Genomic DNA, 16,820 nt, shown 5'->3' on the forward strand with positions numbered 1-16,820 from the left:
AACATTTAAAAAGAACATTCGTTAACTACGGTTGTTCTTTTTAAATGTTTTTCATTATTTTGCGTATATTAAAAATAAAAAGGACTGATTAAATGAACCGTCTGATTTATAGCATAAATTTAAATGGTGTCATATTAAAAATTGAAGAAAACAACTCGACATATTATTTCAAAATAGCCTTTGAAAAGCATGTTTTTATATTTTTTAATGCATCTTTAAGCGAATCTTTGGATATGATGCACTATATCATGAATCAGATTTGAACAACGAAAAAAGCCCCTACAATTAAGTAGAGGCTTTTGCTATGTCTAAATTAGAATGTTCCATTATTTAATCTGCGTTGCAATTCTCGGACCATTAACGATGGACGGCTCAATACTCCATCCGCCGGCGTACCTAATTTACGTTGTAAAGCTTTTAGTGTTCCGGGACCAAAGTTACCGTCTTCAGTAATTCCTAGATATTTCTGTAAAGCACGTACCATCATTGATCTGCCAGATCCGTATGTGATCGCATTTTGATCAATGCCTGCTGATACACTTGATTTGACTTGACCACTAATCACTCCGTCTTCAGGTGTGCCGAATCTGTGTTGTAACAAACGTACGGTGTCGCTACCTAGATAACCATTTTCGCTTATTTTTTCTTGTTGTGACTCGTTAATCGGCTCTGCAGAGGCTACTGCTTTACCACCGTTCGTGGTGATAAAAGCATCGTAACCTGCGGCTTTTACTTTTCTCTCTTGAGCTTCGGCATTGGTTTTATTCGCAAACGCCCCGATTTGAACTTTGTAAAGATCGTCAACTTGAACAATATAAGTGTCAAATCCTTTTTTACGGATATCACTTGCGGCTTGAATCGCATTGTTCTTATTAGCAAAAGCTCCTGTTTGGACACGATACAAAGTGCCTGCTGCAGCATCTACTGAAGTTATAGGAGTAACTGCTCCAGATTTTCGTTTCAATCCATATTCGGCTGCCACAGCTTGCGCTACTTTAGTTCCTAGCGAAGCTGTTTTTTTATTATCACGAAGTACTTTAATGTCAATAGTTGAATCCATATAGCCACCCTCGATCAAAGTAGCTGGCATTTTTGTATTTCTTAATACCGCAAAGTTAGCACGTTTAACTCCTCGATCTCTCAATGCATAAGCTTGTGCTGCGGCTTTATGTGCTGTCTGAGTTAATTTTAAGCTCTTAGAAGCATTTGCTGTATCTTTGTTGAAACGGTATGTTTCTGTTCCGGTCCATGTGCCCCATGCACCTGTATTAGCATTGTGATGAAACGAAATATATAAGTCTGCGCCCCAATCATTTGCGATATCTGTACGTTCATTTAAAGGGACATCACGTTTACCCGTGGGATCAGACACTACTTTAACAGACGCATCTTGGTAATTGCTCATTTCTTGCACAAAAGCATCTACATTTTGATCGTTAAAGTTCCATTCATACTCACCTGCTGGTGTACGTTTTCCTGGTGTTACTCCAAACCCTGCATGACCTGCGTCTGCTGCGATTTTAAATACCATAATTATTTTCCTCCTTTTTTAGGTGCGCTATAATTTAAAGCCTGTTGGCTGTCTGATAATCCGGATGTCGTTGGATCAACTACTGCGTTATAAACTGATACAGTCACCATCAATAAAACATAAGGGTTAGATATAGCATCGACTATTAATCTTAATAAAATAGCCCAAGACGTGATGTCCTGCGCTGTGATGCCTGCGTAAGTCAATATAGGGATAAAAACAGCTATAACCAACTGCGCAATAAATTGTGGGTTCTTAAACCTGATTTTCCAGTTAATTTTCATTCAACTTCTCCTCTTTTCATTCTTTTTTTGAACCCATCGACCAATTCTTTCAAGTGGTCAATGTAGTTATCTTTCTTTTGGACGATAATTTTCAATTCATTGATTTGGAATTTCAAATCTTGGATAATGCTGTTGAGCGTAATTTCATTTTTATCTTTTTTATCATTTTCTTCTTCGAGATCTTTGACTTTTTTATCTAAACGTTCGATTTCCTCACGAGCGCGGGCCAATAGATTCAATTCATGCTCTTTTTGTTTACTTTTGTATGTAAGAAAAGCAGAAACTAAAGACCCGGCTCCCCCTGTACCGATAAAAATACCTAGAATCACTTCCCAGTTCATGCACTGTAATCCCCCTTTAACGACACCCTAAAACAACCTATCATCATCGGAAGTATAAAAATATACGACGGATCTGGATAACCGGTGCCGAATGAGAATGTTAATGCTACAAAAAATAGGCCACTCCACATGCCGCTTAACGACCAGATGCCTAGTTTTTTAAGTGTTCTATTGTGGCTAATCAGTCCAACTAGCTTTAAGCAACCTAAAAACACTAACATTAACCCGATTACGTTTTCAGGCATCTTGTTTAGGTAAGGTTCAGCATTGTTAATGAAATAACCGTCAACTCTAAAAATGAATTCCCCGTACAAAATGCTTACGCCAGCTATTAAAGCACCCCAGAAATCGCTAGGCCTTTTACTTGATGCGTTTTGCAGATCTTGCTTCAATTTTCGATTTACCATTTATTCACTTCCTTTCTTGACAGAAAATCCTTTGTTAATCATTTCTGCGAAATACACCATCTTGTGACAATTTCTTTTTGAGTAGATGCGCATCAGTCTGATCCAGCATACCTTTATAGCTCATAACCGCTTGATGCACTCGAGGGACATCAATCTCATTTCTACCGTATTGTTTTTGTAAATATTTTAGATGCGTTTTCATGCGTCTTACAGTTGATTTACGTAGTTTCTTATGTGTAAACCATATTCTAAAACCGACGAATTCAATTCCTAAAGCAATTGGGCGGATGCAGGTTTTGTTATTCGTCTGCAAACTAAGCTTTTCATCTAAGAAAGAAATGATTTCCTCTTTCCATTGATTCAATTCTTGTTTGTTGTTAGACAACAAAATGAAATCATCCATATACCTTATGTAGTAACGAACCTTTAATTCATTCTTTACGAATTTATCCAATTCATTTAAATAGATATTCGCAAACAACTGGCTCGTCAAGTTGCCAATCGGCATACCCTTATCGCCTTCCCGGATATTCGTGTCTGTCAAGGAGGAAGCTACAGGAAGACCAAATTCTGTGCTTTCGGAGTTTATAAGCAACTTCAAAAGAGAAATAAGCTCTTCATCTTTTATTTTGTTTTCAATGATCTTAATTAGTATTTCGTGATCTACTCGGTAAAAATACTTCGAAATATCCATCTTCAAGTAATACCACTTACCAGGTTTCTTATTCACGATTCGTAGCCATTCTTGAAGCTTGTTGGCTGCTGAGTGAGTACCTCTACCGACGCGGCATGCATACGAATGATCGTAATACTGTTTTTCGAACAACGGGTTCAAAACTCTGTAAATAGCCCACTGAACTACTCTGTCTTTGAAAGGTAACGCCATGATCATGCGTTGTTTAGGCTCATACACGAAAAACTCTCGGTATTTACCAACTTCGTATGTATGGAAAATCAATTCATTTTGAATTTCAATTAAGTTTTCCTCTAAATTTGCAGAGAATCGCAACACTTCTTCGCGGTATCTTTTGCCTTTTCGGGCTGCTAGATACGCTTGGTACAAATTATCAAAACTACATATCTCGTTATAAAGATCTCCGACGCGTTTTATAACTTCATCCCCTTAGGGTTAGTGATGCTTTGCAACGTTCGTTCTCTACTAGTTGCATACATCCGTACATTGATTTTCCGCTTCTTTCTCAAGCGTGGATATAGATCCCTTTACTCTCTTATGAGCTGGATGTAACCCCTTGGGGTTACAACTTCTGTCGATGAAAATTGAAAGTAGAGCGGACCGGAAGCCGATGTTCGTGTTCACGTTCGAACGAGCGTTGTTGCCATTCAGAGAAAAGACACCAGCGTTAGACGTGTTGTTCCAATTGCCACCACGATAAGCCAGCCGTATATGACCTATACCCAATTTTTGTTTATTTCATTGTTTTCATCCAACCGCCTAGCATACGGCCGATTTCATTTAACATTTTTGCCCAATTCTCGTATTTGCTTAACGGCAAATACTTCAAACTTTTATCAGCTGATAACCTGATAAAAGTACGGAGAACTTCTAGTTCTACATCCATTTGTTGAGCTGTGGTTTTTTTGTGATATTTTTTATTCGATTCAATCACTAATCTTAATAAGCGATACATAGATCGCTTGATATCTGCGGCCATTGCATACTTTTCTGACTTCGGAAAATGTTTTAGACATTGATTACCGTAAAGAATCATGTCATAGACCTTTTGCAATATTTTAAAATCGTTCAAGAGACACCTCGGTTGACTTAGAGTGAAAAACATAAAAACAAAAGCGCCCGCTATCGCGGACACTTCAGAGATTCAGTGCTACAGATTTCAGTTATTCAACAAAAGCGGACCGGAAGCCGAGGGTCGTGCTCACGCCCGAACGAGCGCCGTGGCCACCCACGGAAAAGACACCAGCGCTAGACGTGCGGCTCCACGTGCCACCACGATAAGCCAGCCGCTCTCCAGAAGAATCTGTGTAGAATCTGTCTCCACCTAAGTTAGTTCCTGCTGGAAACAGTCCTAAAGATTTTAAAATTTCTGGAACAGTAGTAATGCTCGCGTCTTTTGCCATAGATTCAAATTCAACATTCCCTTGTCCCGTTGTACCTGATTGTGTCGTTACCAATTTAGAAGTGTTGTCGAATTTAAGAGTACCTGAAGTACCTGGAGCAACTAATGATCCTGTAGTATCGATAGCCTTCCATAATGTACTAGAAGCCGTTTGATTCGTTCCGGTAACAGCTGCATTATTATCAGGAATGACTTGGATTTCACCTTCGTTAGTCCGGTAACCTCCTACCCATTCCCAAACATTTCCGTTTAAATCATAAATACCAGAACCATCTCCATTATGTGACCAAGTAACAGGTCCGGATCCAGTTGCGATTCTAGCGGTTCTATTTCCCTCGCTATATGAAGCAGCTCCTGTTTCGTGACTAGCGGCATGATCAGAACCGTAGTTATTATTTCCACGTGGCAAGAATCCGTTTTTTAAACACCACAAAGCAATGGCAGACCACTCTGCATTCGTCATCAAATGCCATCCTTGCCCCTTATTCTCGGAAAAAGCTTTTGCTTGATCAAAATTGACCGCAACTTTAGGGTCTTGCATAGGCAAAGAATAAGCTCTATCATCAATCACCATATTTTGGTATTTTGAAATGTAAATAAAATCTTTTTCAACACCATTAACGATAAAAGCTGGATGTGTACTTTGAGACCCCCCTGTAATCACATCACTAACTTTAAATTTAGGAACTTTCACCATAATCGACGGCATTCCTTTGTCGTCAAACAAAACTGTATTATTCGGCATTGCCGCTTCTACTGATAACTTTAATGCATCAAAGTTGCTCATATTATTCTAACCCCCATAAATTTAACGTACACTCATCCATTTCAAACGGAACTGGAACAGATTCGACAATCGGCTCTTCTCCCAAAACACTTCCGTCTTCATTTGATTCAGTCTCTATATTCACTTTTTTGTATTTGCGAGCAGGAAGCTTAATTTGCGCTACGTATCGTCGCCCCAAACCGTTAACCAGCATGAAGTTTTCGTCTTCGCAAATATCAATAGACATTTCATAATCACGCTCATACTTCTCGAGGTTCAACATCATTTCATCGTTAAAAAAGATCATGTTTCCGTTTGTCGTATAAGGAATTTTTCTTCCCTCTGTTATATTATTGATTATCATTTATAGATCCCTCCTGAAACTTTGTATTTAATCAAAACTGATTTAGCTGATCCAGTAAAATGTATCTTAAAACCGTTGACTTGCTTGTCATAAACAGTGACTTCTTCAACAAAGCCTTCTGCGCTACTCAAAACCTCTGTCTCGACATCATAATTTAAGTTGGATCTTACTTTTGAAATAGGGATAGTCACGCCAGAGTTATTGAACGGGAACGCCCGACTATTGGTTAACGTTGTTTGACCTACCGTTCCGCTCAAATCCGTTAGCTTTCTTTCGCTTTGAAGGATTCTTTGCTCGGTTTGTAAGATTTGAATTTGATTACCGAAAATCCCTTTCTCTAAGTTATTAAAATTAGTAGCACTTTGAGGAGTTCCCCTTTGCACTATGTCACCTTCAGCACGTTCAAAATCAACTGTACCATCAGGATTTTCTGTTACTTTTTTTCGCCCAGGATACTGGACAACATGATCTAACCAATGAGTGAAATCATAAAATAAACTCATTATTTACACCGCCTTCCCGGTAAATTTGAAACTAAATTTGTATAGCACGCCTTCTTGGTAAGCTTTAACTGAGATGTTTTCTTCTTGCTTAAACCAAACGTCTCCGCCGGTATCGAATAGCCGGACTTCTTTGACCGTTACATCATCTGAAAAAGGTGGGTTGATCACTAAAAACACCGAGATTGTATCATTTTCAGTTTGTTCAATCCGGTCAATTCCTGCCTCGTAATACGTTGACCCAATTTTATATTGCGCGGATGAGACAATCCGTTTTGTGTATTCACAATAATTTTTTAAAGCTACATCTGTCAGCAATTCCTATCCCTCCCTAAAAATCATCTTCTCCAGAGAACTTAAATTCAATTTTGTAAGATTCTGCATTTGTTCCCGGATTCACTGAATTGTTATTGATATCACCTTTTATATTTACATACGGCTTTTCACCATTTAGTGGGTAGTGTATTACAAAAGAATCTGTTCTAGCGTTTAAATCTATATCTTTCTTCGACACTTGCGCCAAATTGACCACATAAGGTTTTTCCCCTGATAGCGGATAAACAATCACAGAGTCTTTTGTAGCATGCTCTATTTCGACCGTTTTATCACTTACACGGGCTTTAAAAACTTCGTAAGGTGTTTCTCCGGAAAGTGTTCCATCTCCTGAAAACGACCCGTATTTAATCGTGTAAACGGTACGCTTGTGTTGAATCTCCATGAGACTGGCAGACTCAATAACAATTGACTCTACTCGTACACCTGCAGCGACTGCATCTCTCACGCTGTCGACAAATGAACTGATTTTGATTCCGGTATCGTTAAAGTACTTTATTGGCACTTTCTCAATCTGGATAGCCAAAGGTTCGTTTTCGTAAACGATTACACTCACGTCTTCCGGATTTGCATTGATAGACTTGCAAATGACATTGATAATTTCATCGAATGTCCCGTTCGACTGGGCTGTAGCAATCTTTGATTTAATTCTAAAGCGGTACAAGTAATCATTGTCGCTTCCTCGGATAACCTCGTAATCATTACCGATTTTATTTAAAGTTGAACCTTTGGCCAAGTCCATATCATGCCATTCTTCAATAGTTTGTGCTGTTTCTTTTACCTTCATCAGCTGATGATCCATGAGAATAAGAATTTTCCCGAAATTGCTCTCAGGAAGATTAGAAAAAGCTTCAGGAATCATATTCAACATTTTTTTAAGCATAAGTCACATTCACCTCTATCGCTGCATCGCTAGTCGTTAACACGCTATTCAGCCCTGGAGAAATATTACCAGCAGTCATATTTTCTTGATTGACTCCGGCTAATAGTTCAGTCGTATTTTCTACTCCCGGAATCGAATAAACATTATGGAATAACCTGGTGTAAATCAACTCTTCTGATAAATCTAAACCTGTGTAGTTTGTTCCGTCGCTGGAATTTCCGCCGATATAAGAAATGATATTGTCCTTAATCATTCCAACTCCGTCAGCCGGGAACTCTTCTGTGACGGTCACAGATACTTTGAAATAAACAAGCGTAGAAATAGCTTTAGAGAAGTGAATCTCGTGTGTATTTCCATCTGCTGCTGTAGCTGTATAAGTTATTTCCCCGCTCGTCCCGACTCCAGCAGCTACAGAGCTGTAGATAGCCTGCCCAACTTCTGCGTCATTCCCGCCGACGACAATAACATTAAGCGATTTAGGAGGTACTCCATCTACTATGTCCATCGTATTATTATTCTTGATTTTGACAGACACTACTCCGTTGACATTTCTTACTCTTGAATAGATAGCGTCTAATATCGCGTTATTTTGAGCTATATTCCCTTGAATCAATCGTTCCCGATAACTAACATCTGATTCTTGATTAGAGCCACCAGCAGCCTCTCGTTCATTTGTAACACTATATAACTCCTCGACGGGTTCAGAAATAACGACGATCGTATTAGCTAGTACGTTATTTTCAGCTCCTCGTTCAGCCGAAACAGCCTCTACCGTCCCTGCGCCCACTTGATCTAAAGTCAATTCGTAAATAGTCATGAATCGGATTTCATCTTCAGTTTCAAAATAACTACCAATTGGAATTGTGTAATAAGGGGCGCCCGTAATCGTCAAGAAAACAGTCGATTCGCTTGCTGGATTTCTAGTGATCGCCCTATTGCGACCATGCCTATCCAACTGGATACCTTCGCTATCTTTGATAAAAGAGCTATGATAGACGTTTTCCACCACTTGCCAAATGATGGCCAGGAACCAAGAAAAGATTCTCAACAGAATTCCTAAAGGCGTGTAAGAAGATAAATTGATATTTTCTCCAAATAACTCTTTGGATTTACTCTCCATCTCCGTTAATAAATCAGCATACGTCAGAATTTTTAAACCTTTGTCATCAAGCATCAATAATCACATCCCCTTCTACATCTTGACTATCAATCAGTTTGACAGAAAAACGAACAGTGGCATTCCGACCATTTTCGATCTTGATATCTATCTCATTCACAACCTCAACTCTGTCATCGATTGACAAACACGAAATGAGATCATCTCTGATTTCGTCGTAGTTTCTTGACTTGCCAAGTATATTCGTTCTGTCCAATCCAACTAATTCATCTAAATCGAATTCTCCTAATCGTATCGACAACAAGTTTTGCAACGTTTGTGCAACCTCGTCAACTTCCGACACCATAACAAATTCGTTGTTTTGAATATCTAAATCTGAACCATTCATTTTCAACGTCTTCATTCAATCACTCCAATCACTACAGAGTCATTGTCATTAAATAGGCGTGTGCTATCAGGATCAATCAGCTTAACGCCGTCCATATTGTCAATAGATCGCTGCATGGCCAAACAAATAACTAAGCCGTCTATTCCAATGTCCGGCCTGCAATGTTTAACTACTGGTATCCGATAAATCGGTGTTTGTTTAGATTTTTCTCCGCTCTTTAGTTTTCTTAAAAACAACGGCTGAACACTTGCTGTGGAACGGTCGTCTGATAGCCAGATGACTTTTGCCGGGAATCCAGTATTAACCTCCAACAGAACCCCTTTTTTGAACTCTTTATAGAACATATCCGTATTACTCATGAGATAACCAACGCCTCCGTTCTAAAGCTGCTACCGTCAAATGAATGTCTTCCGGACTTCACCCGGTAAGTTCCGGAGACAAAACGAGAAGATAACGTGATAATGCTAGCTGTAGCGATCCTGTATTGAAGAACACACTGGATGTTATAACCTTTATAATCTTCCGTTTCTACGTAGCTAGGAGAACCGATCAAGCCTGTTTCTGCGCTCAGATTAAAGCGTTCGTCATCACCCTTTTTGAGATTTCGAATATACAACTTCCCTTTTCTGTAATATGAGGAAGCACCGCAATCGTCGATTACAGTGGAAAAAGAACTTTCAATCGAGCCGGATACTTTATACCCCTTCTCATATTTCTTGTTTGTCGGAAGCTCCAAATAGGCAATAGTAATGCCCGCCAACGCTGCCAATCGCCTAAGTATTGTCGCTGCTCTTGTGCCATCTGAAAAGGTTATTTCTACTGTTTTTTTGCCAAAACTAAAATCGGCCAAACTGATCACTGTTTCTTTGTTGGCGCCTGAAATTTGAGTGTGAACCTTCGAGATAGAACCTTCCATCAATACGCCTGACTCTTTTTTAGCACCAGCATTGACCGTCATTTTATGCCCTTTTTTAATACGATTGACGCTGCTTTGTGACAAATTATAAATAGTCACGGTGGCTTCGTTTGGTGTCGGGTCATCATCAAAAGGTACGTCAACATGAATTTCGATTTCTGGATAAGAGTATTTTGCATAATTGGTTCCTCCCTCAATCGTCACATTCAATACACGTTCGTTTAAATTAGTCATCCGAATCGCCTCCGTCGTCTATATATAAAAAAACGGTAACGCCCAGGTTATTGGCCGTTACCTTAGCTTCGTTTTTCGATGTGTCTGAAGGGATGATAACAGGTCCGGGAAATTGGTCATCTGTATAATCTTCAAACAGCGGTCTATCAATAACCATCTTTTCTCCCAAAACTAAAGCCTCGCTGTCTGAATCGAATAAATCAACGGTCAAAAAATCATATTCCATGTTGTTGTTGATTCCCATTAAATAGACAGTTCCTCCTAAATCTACCTCGAAGACAACAGGGATCTCTCCTGGATTCAATTCAATTAATGTGTTAAAAGCCATTTGATCACCTCACTGGTATCTGATTTTTACCCCAATCGGGATAAATCTTGCGGGCCAAGGATTTTCCTTGTAACCCATAATGGTTTTTAAATTCTTTTTGTATTTCCTAGAAACGCCCCAATAAGTATCGCCTTTTTTTACTCTGTGATATTTCTTAGTCGATGCACTAGTTTTCGCCTTTGTTCCGCTGTTTGTAGTTGTTGTTTTGCGAACAACCCAAGGGCTTTTTGGAATCCTGATTTTTTTAAGCGATATCGAAACCGCCATTCCGTTTTGAATATTTCCAGAATAACTAGGATTGATAGCAGTAATCAGCACATCAGACGCAATCACACGCCCGACGTACTTTACTACTGCACCTTTCTCCATTTTGCTTTTGAATTTATTTAAGATGTTTTCTGGGTTCTTGTCAATGATATAACCTGTTACGGTAAAAGTGTCCGCTACTTGGATGACTGTGTCCGAAAGCGGCATGCCTTTTTCAACCGGATACTCGGTCACGTTGACACTGTATGACGCTGAGTCGGTCGTGTTCGAGATATAAACATTATCCAATTTAGCCATTAATAAGCCACCTCCGGATCAAATAATCTACGCATTTTTTCGTACATCAGTTCCATTTGTTCAGCCACTTCTTTCTTAACTTTGTTGGCCACTTCTTGAGGATCACCACTGCCCTCGATATTGATGTTAATCTCTGGTTTAAATTCAAATGTTTTCGCCTCAGACTGTTGTTGCCCGATTAACTTAGAAGTTAATCCATTCGGCAAGATAGTCGTTGGATCCTGCGCTGTGATCAATTCTGGTCCGTTTTCTCCAGCTAAGAATGTTTCGCCCTTGCTAGCCTTACCACCTTTCGCATAACCAACATAGGCGCCTCCTCTGCTCATGGACTTGATTCCAGGAACATTAAATACATCTCCGTAACGTGACTTGATGTAATTGATTGAAGCTAGTACGTTATCGATTGGGTTCATGATGTTCCCATGCCCAGAAGCTTTATATGCGTTGAACGTTGGACCAATCGTTTGCATCAATCCTTTTGAAGGAATACCGTTTTTAGCGTTAATGTCCCAATTGTTTTGCGCCGTTGGGTTACCACCAGATTCCTTCATAGCTATCGTTGACAAAGGTCCAGCCCAAGAAGCGGGAACTCCTGCGATGCTGATAGCTTTAGATATCCAGCTGTTAACTTGCTCTGTGCTTCCAGTTCCTGAAAAATTGAATAAACCAGCAACTTTCTCGGTTACCCAATCTTTGGCACCGTCAGCAGCCGTTTTGATGAATCCGGCTCCTGTCAATTCCATCGTGTTGTTTGAGCCGAGGCTGAATGGATTGTGTTTAGCGACTAATTCTTTTAATTTACCCGCCGGATCACTCACCCAGTCCCACGCTCCTGAAGCTATATCAGCTACTTTTCCACCGATATTTTTAGCTCCGTCCCATGCATTCGAAGCAAATTCTTTAGTATTACCCCATAGGTTAGATGCAACGCTTTTAACTTTAGCCATTCCACTAGACACCATTCCGCCGAGTGATGTATTGCCTCGGTCGAACCCTGGCAACACTGACCCAGCTCCAAGACCACCGCTCATTAATTTGACAGAATCTCTGTGATTCAAAATCTGTGTTCCTGATTTAATTTGAGTCACTTCTGGACCATTAGCCCCCAAAATCATGGCTTGTGACGCTGCTTTGTCGTAAGCTAACTCAAACCCTTCTTCACCAACTAAAGCAGGACCACCATAAGCAGCAGACGTACCTGAGTAATACATTTGAGTGGCGGTGGATTGAGGCTTAGCATTGCTTTTTGTTCTTGTGTTATTGTTGTAACCCGAAGGCTTCCATTCGTCAATATGCCAATCCAACCCCAAGGCTTTCATGACGTTGTTGATTCCGCCTGTGATAGCGTTCCATACTTTTGCGATGCTGGCAACGAATCTATCCCACATACTTAACGATTCTCCGGTTTGCCAATCAACTTGTTTCAAATGACCTTTCGCTTGTTGCTTAGCTTGATCAACGACGCCTTCATGCATTTCTTCGGCTGCTGTTATGGATGAGTCTCGTTGCGATTCAGCGTTAGCTTTTATTTCCTCAAACTGAGCTTTAGAAATAGTGCCATGAACGTAGTATTCCTCTTCAGCTGCAGCAATGACTTTATCATACTTATCGTTCGCTGCGCTGATGGCACCATCTCTAGCTTCGACAGAGTTTTTAACGATGTCTGCAGCTTGTTTTGCGGATAACTGTTCCGTATTGTCATTTAATCTTCCTAGAATAATCGCTTGTTCTTCAGCCGAAGCTGATAAAGCTTGCACTGCTCCTTTTTTTTGATCCTCTTGGATTTGAGTAATCTGTGGTTCATACTTTTCGTAGATGCCTTTCCGCTCTAATCCAGCTTGTTCTTCCAAACGATTAATTTCAGCTAATTCTTCTTGCGTTAGCGTCCGACCATCTTCTTTAGCTTTTTGCTTGATGCCGCTGATTTGCTCTTCATACTTCTTAGTAATAGCTAATTGTTCGTCATATTTTTTTTGTTCGAGAGCTTTCAGCTCGTTGCTTAGCTCGTTAGCTTTATCAACTCGTTTTTTGTTCAAGTGATCTGCTCTTTCAAGAATACTTGCAACATCATCTGAACCTAAAACACCCGCATCTTGGAGGATGTTGACGTTTTTCCCAGACGCTTCTTTTTTCCCATTAAGGGCATCAACAATTGTTTGATTTTGTTGATCGCGAGCAGACAACACAGCATCTAATTCTTTTTGAGAGATAGCCCCGCCGGTGAATTGTTTCTGAACCCTAGCGGTGTCTAATTCGTTCTGACCTTCCATCCATTCAGTGACCTTTTTAGCGGATTCTTTCGAAACTCCGTCTTTGACTAAATCAACTTCAGTCGTATCTGCAAAAGGGTCTTTAAATAGATTTTTCATGAAATCTATACCATCTTTAGCAGCTTCAACAGAATTTTCAACGAAACGAATCGGCATACCTGTAATTGGATGCTTTTCGCCAAAATCTGAAAGTTTGTCTCCCCAATCTTTCCAGTGTTCCTGAACGTACTCACCCATGTTCTTTCCGAGAGCGCTACCTGCAAACGTACCGATTGCCCCTCCTATAATAGTTCCGATTCCTGGAGCAATAATCGAACCAAGAGCAGCGCCCATGCCTCCACCGGCAATCATTCCACTGGTTTCTCCGACTTTTTCGCCAGCATTATCTTGATTCATTCCAATCAAGTTGCTACCAGCGAGCAAGAGGCTCAATCCAGGTACTGACTTAGCTGCCGTTTTCCCTAGGACCCCGACATTTTTAGCGCCGTTTAAAAGTTTAGCCCCTTTAGTAGCTCCGCCGAAGAACATTTGGGCGCCTTGCGTGGCTTTTGCACCTTGAGTAGCTCCAGTTAACCATCCACCTGTGTTCTTAGCTCCTGTGAGCAATTTCGAGCCAAATCCAGCGACTTTAGACCCAACACCTTTAATAAAAGAACCGCCAGTAGCTGTAGTTGCAACTGGAGCTGCGCCTGTTGGAGCGATTGGTGCTGTCTTAGCGCCGGGTATTTTAAGCTTAGAAAGCCATTTATTCGCGTTTTCCGTTGATGGAGCGATTTTGTCAATGGCTCCGACGATACCGTCTATAATGCTGATGACTGCAGAAACTGGCTTTTTGACCGTGTTAAACAGTAACAACCCACCTACAGCAATAGATGCGCCTTTAGCAATCATTTTCATTTGTCCTGGATTCTTAGCTGAATAGTCTTCCAACCATTCGAATGCGGGTTTGGCATACTCCTCAATCACTGTTCCAATCGTTTCGAACGCCCAAATACCTGCTTCCATGAACCCCGGACCCATACTTGAAGCCAATTCTCCGATTGTTGGAATAAACGTGTCTATCATGAAATCTTTTGCCGTTTCCAGAGCTTCTAAAGCTGGTTTTATGACAGGTTCAAATTTAGCTGACGCTTTCTTCAATGCCTCCGGAACATCATCTATCCGTTCTTCGATCCACTTAAGACCTTCGCCGACTTTCTCGCTGTAAGGTGCTAGAGCTTTCTCCCAAGCAGGCAAAGCGCCATTCAGCCTAGAAATCATTTTAGATCCAAATTGAATTACTGGTGTAAATAACGGTAGTAACGACTGGCCGGCATTAGCGGCAAACTCTTTAGTCGTTTCCCAGAACACGCGCGTACTGTTGGCTGCTTGATCGGATGTACGCGCAAAGTCGCCTTGGGCATTCTTCGTCATTTCCATCACGTATGCATAGCGCAATTGAACCAGTTCGGCTTGACTCATTTCCTTAACTGATTTTTCCATACCTTTATTTAAAGCGAATTGCTCTAAGTTGGTTTGAGTCATTATGATACCAAGAGTTTTAAGCGATTCTGTCTCGCCTGTAAACACTCCATTTAGAGCAGCATAAGTATTTTCGATATCGATATTTTTGAAAGATGATAAGTCTCCGGCTAATCCAACCATTGACATGGACATCTTGGCCGCCTCTTTATCCGATAGCCCCATCGATGTGGACATATCTCCAAATGTTGCTGCCAAATCTAAAGCCGTACCTTGGGCTAACCCATAGTTTTCAATGGTATTTTTAGACCAATCCTTAATAACGTCTGATTGAGAATCGAATGCTACTTCTGTCTTACTAAATGACTCATTCAAATCAGACGCAGCATTAAATGAGTAGCCTGTACCGGCAACGGCCAAAGCACCAGCAACCAAAGCGGTTTTTCCTAACGTAGCAGCCAACGTTTTAGCTGCAGAAGCTACTCTAGTGCTCAATGTATCTACTTTAGATATGACCCCAGAAGTAGCTGATTCGGCTTTTTTCATACTGGTTTTAAAACTAGAGGCAAATCCAGAAACTTTCCCTTTTGCGGAGTCTGTTTTATTTCCGATATCCCCCACTGAATTAGACACGTCTTTTGATGCTCGACTTGCTTTATTCAACGAGTTTTGAGAACTATTCCCAAGTTGAATAAAATCCGTTTTGGCCGAATCAGTCTTTTTACCTACTTTTTCCATGGATTGATTCAAGTCTTGTGCTTCGTCATCAGTTTTATCTAGTGAGTCCGCTGACTTTTTACCTAAATCAACAAAGCTGTCCTTTGCAGAATCAGCTGATTTTCTAGCATTATCTGTGCTTTTTGAAGTATCTACTATGACGACATTGTGTTTTTTTAGAGAGGCTGCAGATTTATCGATGGAAGCTTCTGTTTTCCCGAAAGCTTGTTCAGCATTCTGGCCAACTCGACTAATTAAATCATCAGTTTCCTTATTTGCTTTGACCAAGCTATCATTATTGATTTTCCAATCGATTGTGATGACCGACTTACGTAATGAATCACTCACCTTACAGACCTCCTCTCATCAATTTTATTTTTTCTATGGCCATAAAGTAAAAAAGCGACAGCTCATGAGCCGTCGCTAATTCGACTTCTTCACGAGTCGCTATGCCTGCTATAACAGGCAGGATATGCATGTAATTATCGTCGATTTCTTTCTGTAATTCATATTCATTTGGACTACTTAAGCATTCGACCAAGAAAGTTGTCGGCTATTGCCATTAACTCACGATAGCCCTCATGCTCATCCCAATAGTCCCAATCAACTTTTGGTTCTACAATTACACTTTCCATGATTTGTGAATTATATGCTTCGTCGTTAAAGATTCCGCCGATTTGTTTAGAGCTATCTAAGATTCTTTGTGCAGCACGAACTCCAGGGAATTGAAGAGTGTACTCAATACCAGCCACTTCTTTCTTTTCTTGAACCCCGAACTTTTTCATAGGTGTTTTTTCAGCTGCAGGAATCGCACTTTTTGCTTCTAATTCTTTCAATTCTTTATTAGTTGCCATCAATCATTCTCCTCTGTAGTTAGAATTAAAATAAAAGCGAACTAAAAAGTCCGCTCATCAATTATTTAACGTTATGTGTATAATCCATTACTTTAATCGTAAATGAACGCGCTCCAATAGATTTCCCGAAGTTTGTGTCAGGTGTTTTAGTGACGATCCCTTGAGTCCCGCCAATTTTTTCAGTTCCATTGACTACGTATACAGGAAATACTTTCTGTTTAAGAGCTAAGTCCATCATTTTAGGATAGCAAGGCGATACTTGAGAAAGTTGTACTGTGATAGTGCCCAATTTGTCGTTATTCTTGGCCAAGGAAGAAAATCCTTGTGCGTCTGACACGATTTCGACGTTATCGTTGTCTTTCGAAGTAGTGACCATGTCTCCATCGGCAAACCCGAAAGCTGCCCATCCGTCAATCGTTACAGTAACGCTTTTAGCATCATAAGTAGCTGTATTGTTCATGTGTAT

General features: G+C 40.3%; 21 protein-coding genes. 1 reads left to right on the top strand and 20 read right to left on the bottom strand.

Going from position 1 to position 16,820, the window contains the following annotated elements; genetic code table 11:
* Positions 1-313: 313 nt before the first annotated feature.
* From ACEN4I_RS04095 to ACEN4I_RS04115, 5 genes are read right to left on the bottom strand one after another with little or no spacing between them, the layout of a single operon-like run.
* Positions 314-1,531, bottom strand: coding sequence for an N-acetylmuramoyl-L-alanine amidase (locus tag ACEN4I_RS04095; protein ID WP_407127528.1), 1,218 nt, complete (start codon positions 1,529-1,531; stop codon positions 314-316).
* Between the two features lie 2 nt (positions 1,532-1,533).
* A complete protein-coding gene (locus ACEN4I_RS04100) occupies positions 1,534-1,815 on the bottom strand; it encodes a phage holin (protein WP_407127530.1) in 282 nt (93 codons plus the stop codon).
* On the bottom strand, positions 1,812-2,156 hold the full coding sequence (locus tag ACEN4I_RS04105; RefSeq protein WP_230523503.1) for a hypothetical protein: 345 nt from the start codon (positions 2,154-2,156) through the stop codon (positions 1,812-1,814). The genes ACEN4I_RS04100 and ACEN4I_RS04105 overlap by 4 nt, the downstream gene beginning before the upstream one ends.
* Positions 2,153-2,563 carry a hypothetical protein gene (locus tag ACEN4I_RS04110; RefSeq protein ID WP_407127532.1) on the bottom strand — a complete coding sequence of 137 codons (411 nt, stop codon included), beginning with the start codon at positions 2,561-2,563 and terminating at the stop codon, positions 2,153-2,155. The genes ACEN4I_RS04105 and ACEN4I_RS04110 overlap by 4 nt, the downstream gene beginning before the upstream one ends.
* 34 nt (positions 2,564-2,597) lie before the next feature.
* Complete coding sequence (locus ACEN4I_RS04115) at positions 2,598-3,626, bottom strand: reverse transcriptase domain-containing protein (RefSeq protein WP_407127534.1); 1,029 nt, start codon at positions 3,624-3,626, stop codon at positions 2,598-2,600.
* 187 nt (positions 3,627-3,813) lie between these two features.
* On the opposite strand from ACEN4I_RS04115, the gene ACEN4I_RS04120 reads away from it, so the two are divergent.
* Positions 3,814-3,957 (top strand): hypothetical protein, encoded by a 144-nt coding sequence (locus ACEN4I_RS04120; protein ID WP_407127536.1) that lies wholly within the window; start codon positions 3,814-3,816, stop codon positions 3,955-3,957.
* A 33-nt stretch (positions 3,958-3,990) separates the two neighbouring features.
* On the opposite strand, the gene avd is transcribed toward ACEN4I_RS04120, so the two are convergent.
* The 15 genes from avd to ACEN4I_RS04195 all read right to left on the bottom strand — a co-directional run bounded on the left by avd (position 3,991) and on the right by ACEN4I_RS04195 (position 16,814).
* The gene (gene avd / locus ACEN4I_RS04125; RefSeq protein WP_407127538.1) at positions 3,991-4,329 is read right to left on the bottom strand and encodes a diversity-generating retroelement protein Avd; all 339 of its coding nucleotides are present in this window, start codon (positions 4,327-4,329) and stop codon (positions 3,991-3,993) included.
* 91 nt (positions 4,330-4,420) lie between these two features.
* Positions 4,421-5,446 (bottom strand): SUMF1/EgtB/PvdO family nonheme iron enzyme, encoded by a 1,026-nt coding sequence (locus tag ACEN4I_RS04130; protein WP_407127540.1) that lies wholly within the window; start codon positions 5,444-5,446, stop codon positions 4,421-4,423.
* Position 5,447: 1 nt separating this feature from the next.
* Positions 5,448-5,789 (bottom strand): hypothetical protein, encoded by a 342-nt coding sequence (locus ACEN4I_RS04135; RefSeq protein ID WP_407127542.1) that lies wholly within the window; start codon positions 5,787-5,789, stop codon positions 5,448-5,450.
* Positions 5,786-6,292 carry a hypothetical protein gene (locus tag ACEN4I_RS04140; protein WP_407127543.1) on the bottom strand — a complete coding sequence of 169 codons (507 nt, stop codon included), beginning with the start codon at positions 6,290-6,292 and terminating at the stop codon, positions 5,786-5,788. The genes ACEN4I_RS04135 and ACEN4I_RS04140 overlap by 4 nt, the downstream gene beginning before the upstream one ends.
* A gap of 3 nt (positions 6,293-6,295) precedes the next feature.
* Positions 6,296-6,607: a hypothetical protein gene (locus tag ACEN4I_RS04145; RefSeq protein WP_407127545.1), complete on the bottom strand. Its 312-nt coding sequence runs from the start codon at positions 6,605-6,607 to the stop codon at positions 6,296-6,298.
* Between the two features lie 13 nt (positions 6,608-6,620).
* Complete coding sequence (locus ACEN4I_RS04150; protein ID WP_407127547.1) at positions 6,621-7,505, bottom strand: hypothetical protein; 885 nt, start codon at positions 7,503-7,505, stop codon at positions 6,621-6,623.
* On the bottom strand, positions 7,498-8,679 hold the full coding sequence (locus ACEN4I_RS04155) for a baseplate J/gp47 family protein (protein WP_407127548.1): 1,182 nt from the start codon (positions 8,677-8,679) through the stop codon (positions 7,498-7,500). Before ACEN4I_RS04155 ends, ACEN4I_RS04150 begins: the two co-directional genes overlap by 8 nt.
* Positions 8,672-9,025, bottom strand: coding sequence for a hypothetical protein (locus tag ACEN4I_RS04160; protein WP_407127550.1), 354 nt, complete (start codon positions 9,023-9,025; stop codon positions 8,672-8,674). Before ACEN4I_RS04160 ends, ACEN4I_RS04155 begins: the two co-directional genes overlap by 8 nt.
* Positions 9,022-9,369 carry a hypothetical protein gene (locus tag ACEN4I_RS04165; RefSeq protein WP_407127552.1) on the bottom strand — a complete coding sequence of 116 codons (348 nt, stop codon included), beginning with the start codon at positions 9,367-9,369 and terminating at the stop codon, positions 9,022-9,024. The genes ACEN4I_RS04160 and ACEN4I_RS04165 overlap by 4 nt, the downstream gene beginning before the upstream one ends.
* Complete coding sequence (locus ACEN4I_RS04170) at positions 9,366-10,160, bottom strand: phage protein (protein ID WP_407127554.1); 795 nt, start codon at positions 10,158-10,160, stop codon at positions 9,366-9,368. Before ACEN4I_RS04170 ends, ACEN4I_RS04165 begins: the two co-directional genes overlap by 4 nt.
* Positions 10,153-10,488 (bottom strand): phage baseplate plug protein, encoded by a 336-nt coding sequence (locus ACEN4I_RS04175; RefSeq protein ID WP_407127555.1) that lies wholly within the window; start codon positions 10,486-10,488, stop codon positions 10,153-10,155. The genes ACEN4I_RS04170 and ACEN4I_RS04175 overlap by 8 nt, the downstream gene beginning before the upstream one ends.
* Positions 10,489-10,497: 9 nt before the next feature.
* Positions 10,498-11,052 (bottom strand): phage baseplate protein, encoded by a 555-nt coding sequence (locus tag ACEN4I_RS04180; RefSeq protein ID WP_407127557.1) that lies wholly within the window; start codon positions 11,050-11,052, stop codon positions 10,498-10,500.
* Positions 11,052-15,848, bottom strand: a complete 4,797-nt coding sequence (locus tag ACEN4I_RS04185; RefSeq protein ID WP_407127558.1) for a transglycosylase SLT domain-containing protein — start codon at positions 15,846-15,848, stop codon at positions 11,052-11,054. The genes ACEN4I_RS04180 and ACEN4I_RS04185 overlap by 1 nt, the downstream gene beginning before the upstream one ends.
* A gap of 173 nt (positions 15,849-16,021) precedes the next feature.
* Entirely contained in the window at positions 16,022-16,354 is a 333-nt protein-coding gene (locus tag ACEN4I_RS04190; protein ID WP_407127560.1) for a hypothetical protein, read from the bottom strand.
* A gap of 61 nt (positions 16,355-16,415) precedes the next feature.
* The gene (locus ACEN4I_RS04195; RefSeq protein ID WP_230523521.1) at positions 16,416-16,814 is read right to left on the bottom strand and encodes a phage structural protein; all 399 of its coding nucleotides are present in this window, start codon (positions 16,812-16,814) and stop codon (positions 16,416-16,418) included.
* Between the last annotated feature and the right edge of the window lie 6 nt (positions 16,815-16,820).

It is taken from the genome of Desemzia sp. FAM 23990 (assembly GCF_045528485.1).
Classification (GTDB): domain Bacteria; phylum Bacillota; class Bacilli; order Lactobacillales; family Carnobacteriaceae; genus Desemzia.

Bases quoted from the DNA above. Each gene is read 5' to 3' on its own strand.
- ACEN4I_RS04095 (WP_407127528.1), bottom strand. From the start codon at position 1,531: ATGGTATTTAAAATCGCAGCAGACGCAGGTCATGCAGGGTTTGGAGTA.
- ACEN4I_RS04100 (WP_407127530.1), bottom strand. From the start codon at position 1,815: ATGAAAATTAACTGGAAAATCAGGTTTAAGAACCCACAATTTATTGCG.
- ACEN4I_RS04105 (WP_230523503.1), bottom strand. From the start codon at position 2,156: ATGAACTGGGAAGTGATTCTAGGTATTTTTATCGGTACAGGGGGAGCC.
- ACEN4I_RS04110 (WP_407127532.1), bottom strand. From the start codon at position 2,563: ATGGTAAATCGAAAATTGAAGCAAGATCTGCAAAACGCATCAAGTAAA.
- ACEN4I_RS04130 (WP_407127540.1), bottom strand. From the start codon at position 5,446: ATGAGCAACTTTGATGCATTAAAGTTATCAGTAGAAGCGGCAATGCCG.
- ACEN4I_RS04135 (WP_407127542.1), bottom strand. From the start codon at position 5,789: ATGATAATCAATAATATAACAGAGGGAAGAAAAATTCCTTATACGACA.
- ACEN4I_RS04140 (WP_407127543.1), bottom strand. From the start codon at position 6,292: ATGAGTTTATTTTATGATTTCACTCATTGGTTAGATCATGTTGTCCAG.
- ACEN4I_RS04150 (WP_407127547.1), bottom strand. From the start codon at position 7,505: ATGCTTAAAAAAATGTTGAATATGATTCCTGAAGCTTTTTCTAATCTT.
- ACEN4I_RS04155 (WP_407127548.1), bottom strand. From the start codon at position 8,679: ATGCTTGATGACAAAGGTTTAAAAATTCTGACGTATGCTGATTTATTA.
- ACEN4I_RS04160 (WP_407127550.1), bottom strand. From the start codon at position 9,025: ATGAAGACGTTGAAAATGAATGGTTCAGATTTAGATATTCAAAACAAC.
- ACEN4I_RS04165 (WP_407127552.1), bottom strand. From the start codon at position 9,369: ATGAGTAATACGGATATGTTCTATAAAGAGTTCAAAAAAGGGGTTCTG.
- ACEN4I_RS04170 (WP_407127554.1), bottom strand. From the start codon at position 10,160: ATGACTAATTTAAACGAACGTGTATTGAATGTGACGATTGAGGGAGGA.
- ACEN4I_RS04175 (WP_407127555.1), bottom strand. From the start codon at position 10,488: ATGGCTTTTAACACATTAATTGAATTGAATCCAGGAGAGATCCCTGTT.
- ACEN4I_RS04180 (WP_407127557.1), bottom strand. From the start codon at position 11,052: ATGGCTAAATTGGATAATGTTTATATCTCGAACACGACCGACTCAGCG.
- ACEN4I_RS04190 (WP_407127560.1), bottom strand. From the start codon at position 16,354: ATGGCAACTAATAAAGAATTGAAAGAATTAGAAGCAAAAAGTGCGATT.
- ACEN4I_RS04195 (WP_230523521.1), bottom strand. From the start codon at position 16,814: ATGAACAATACAGCTACTTATGATGCTAAAAGCGTTACTGTAACGATT.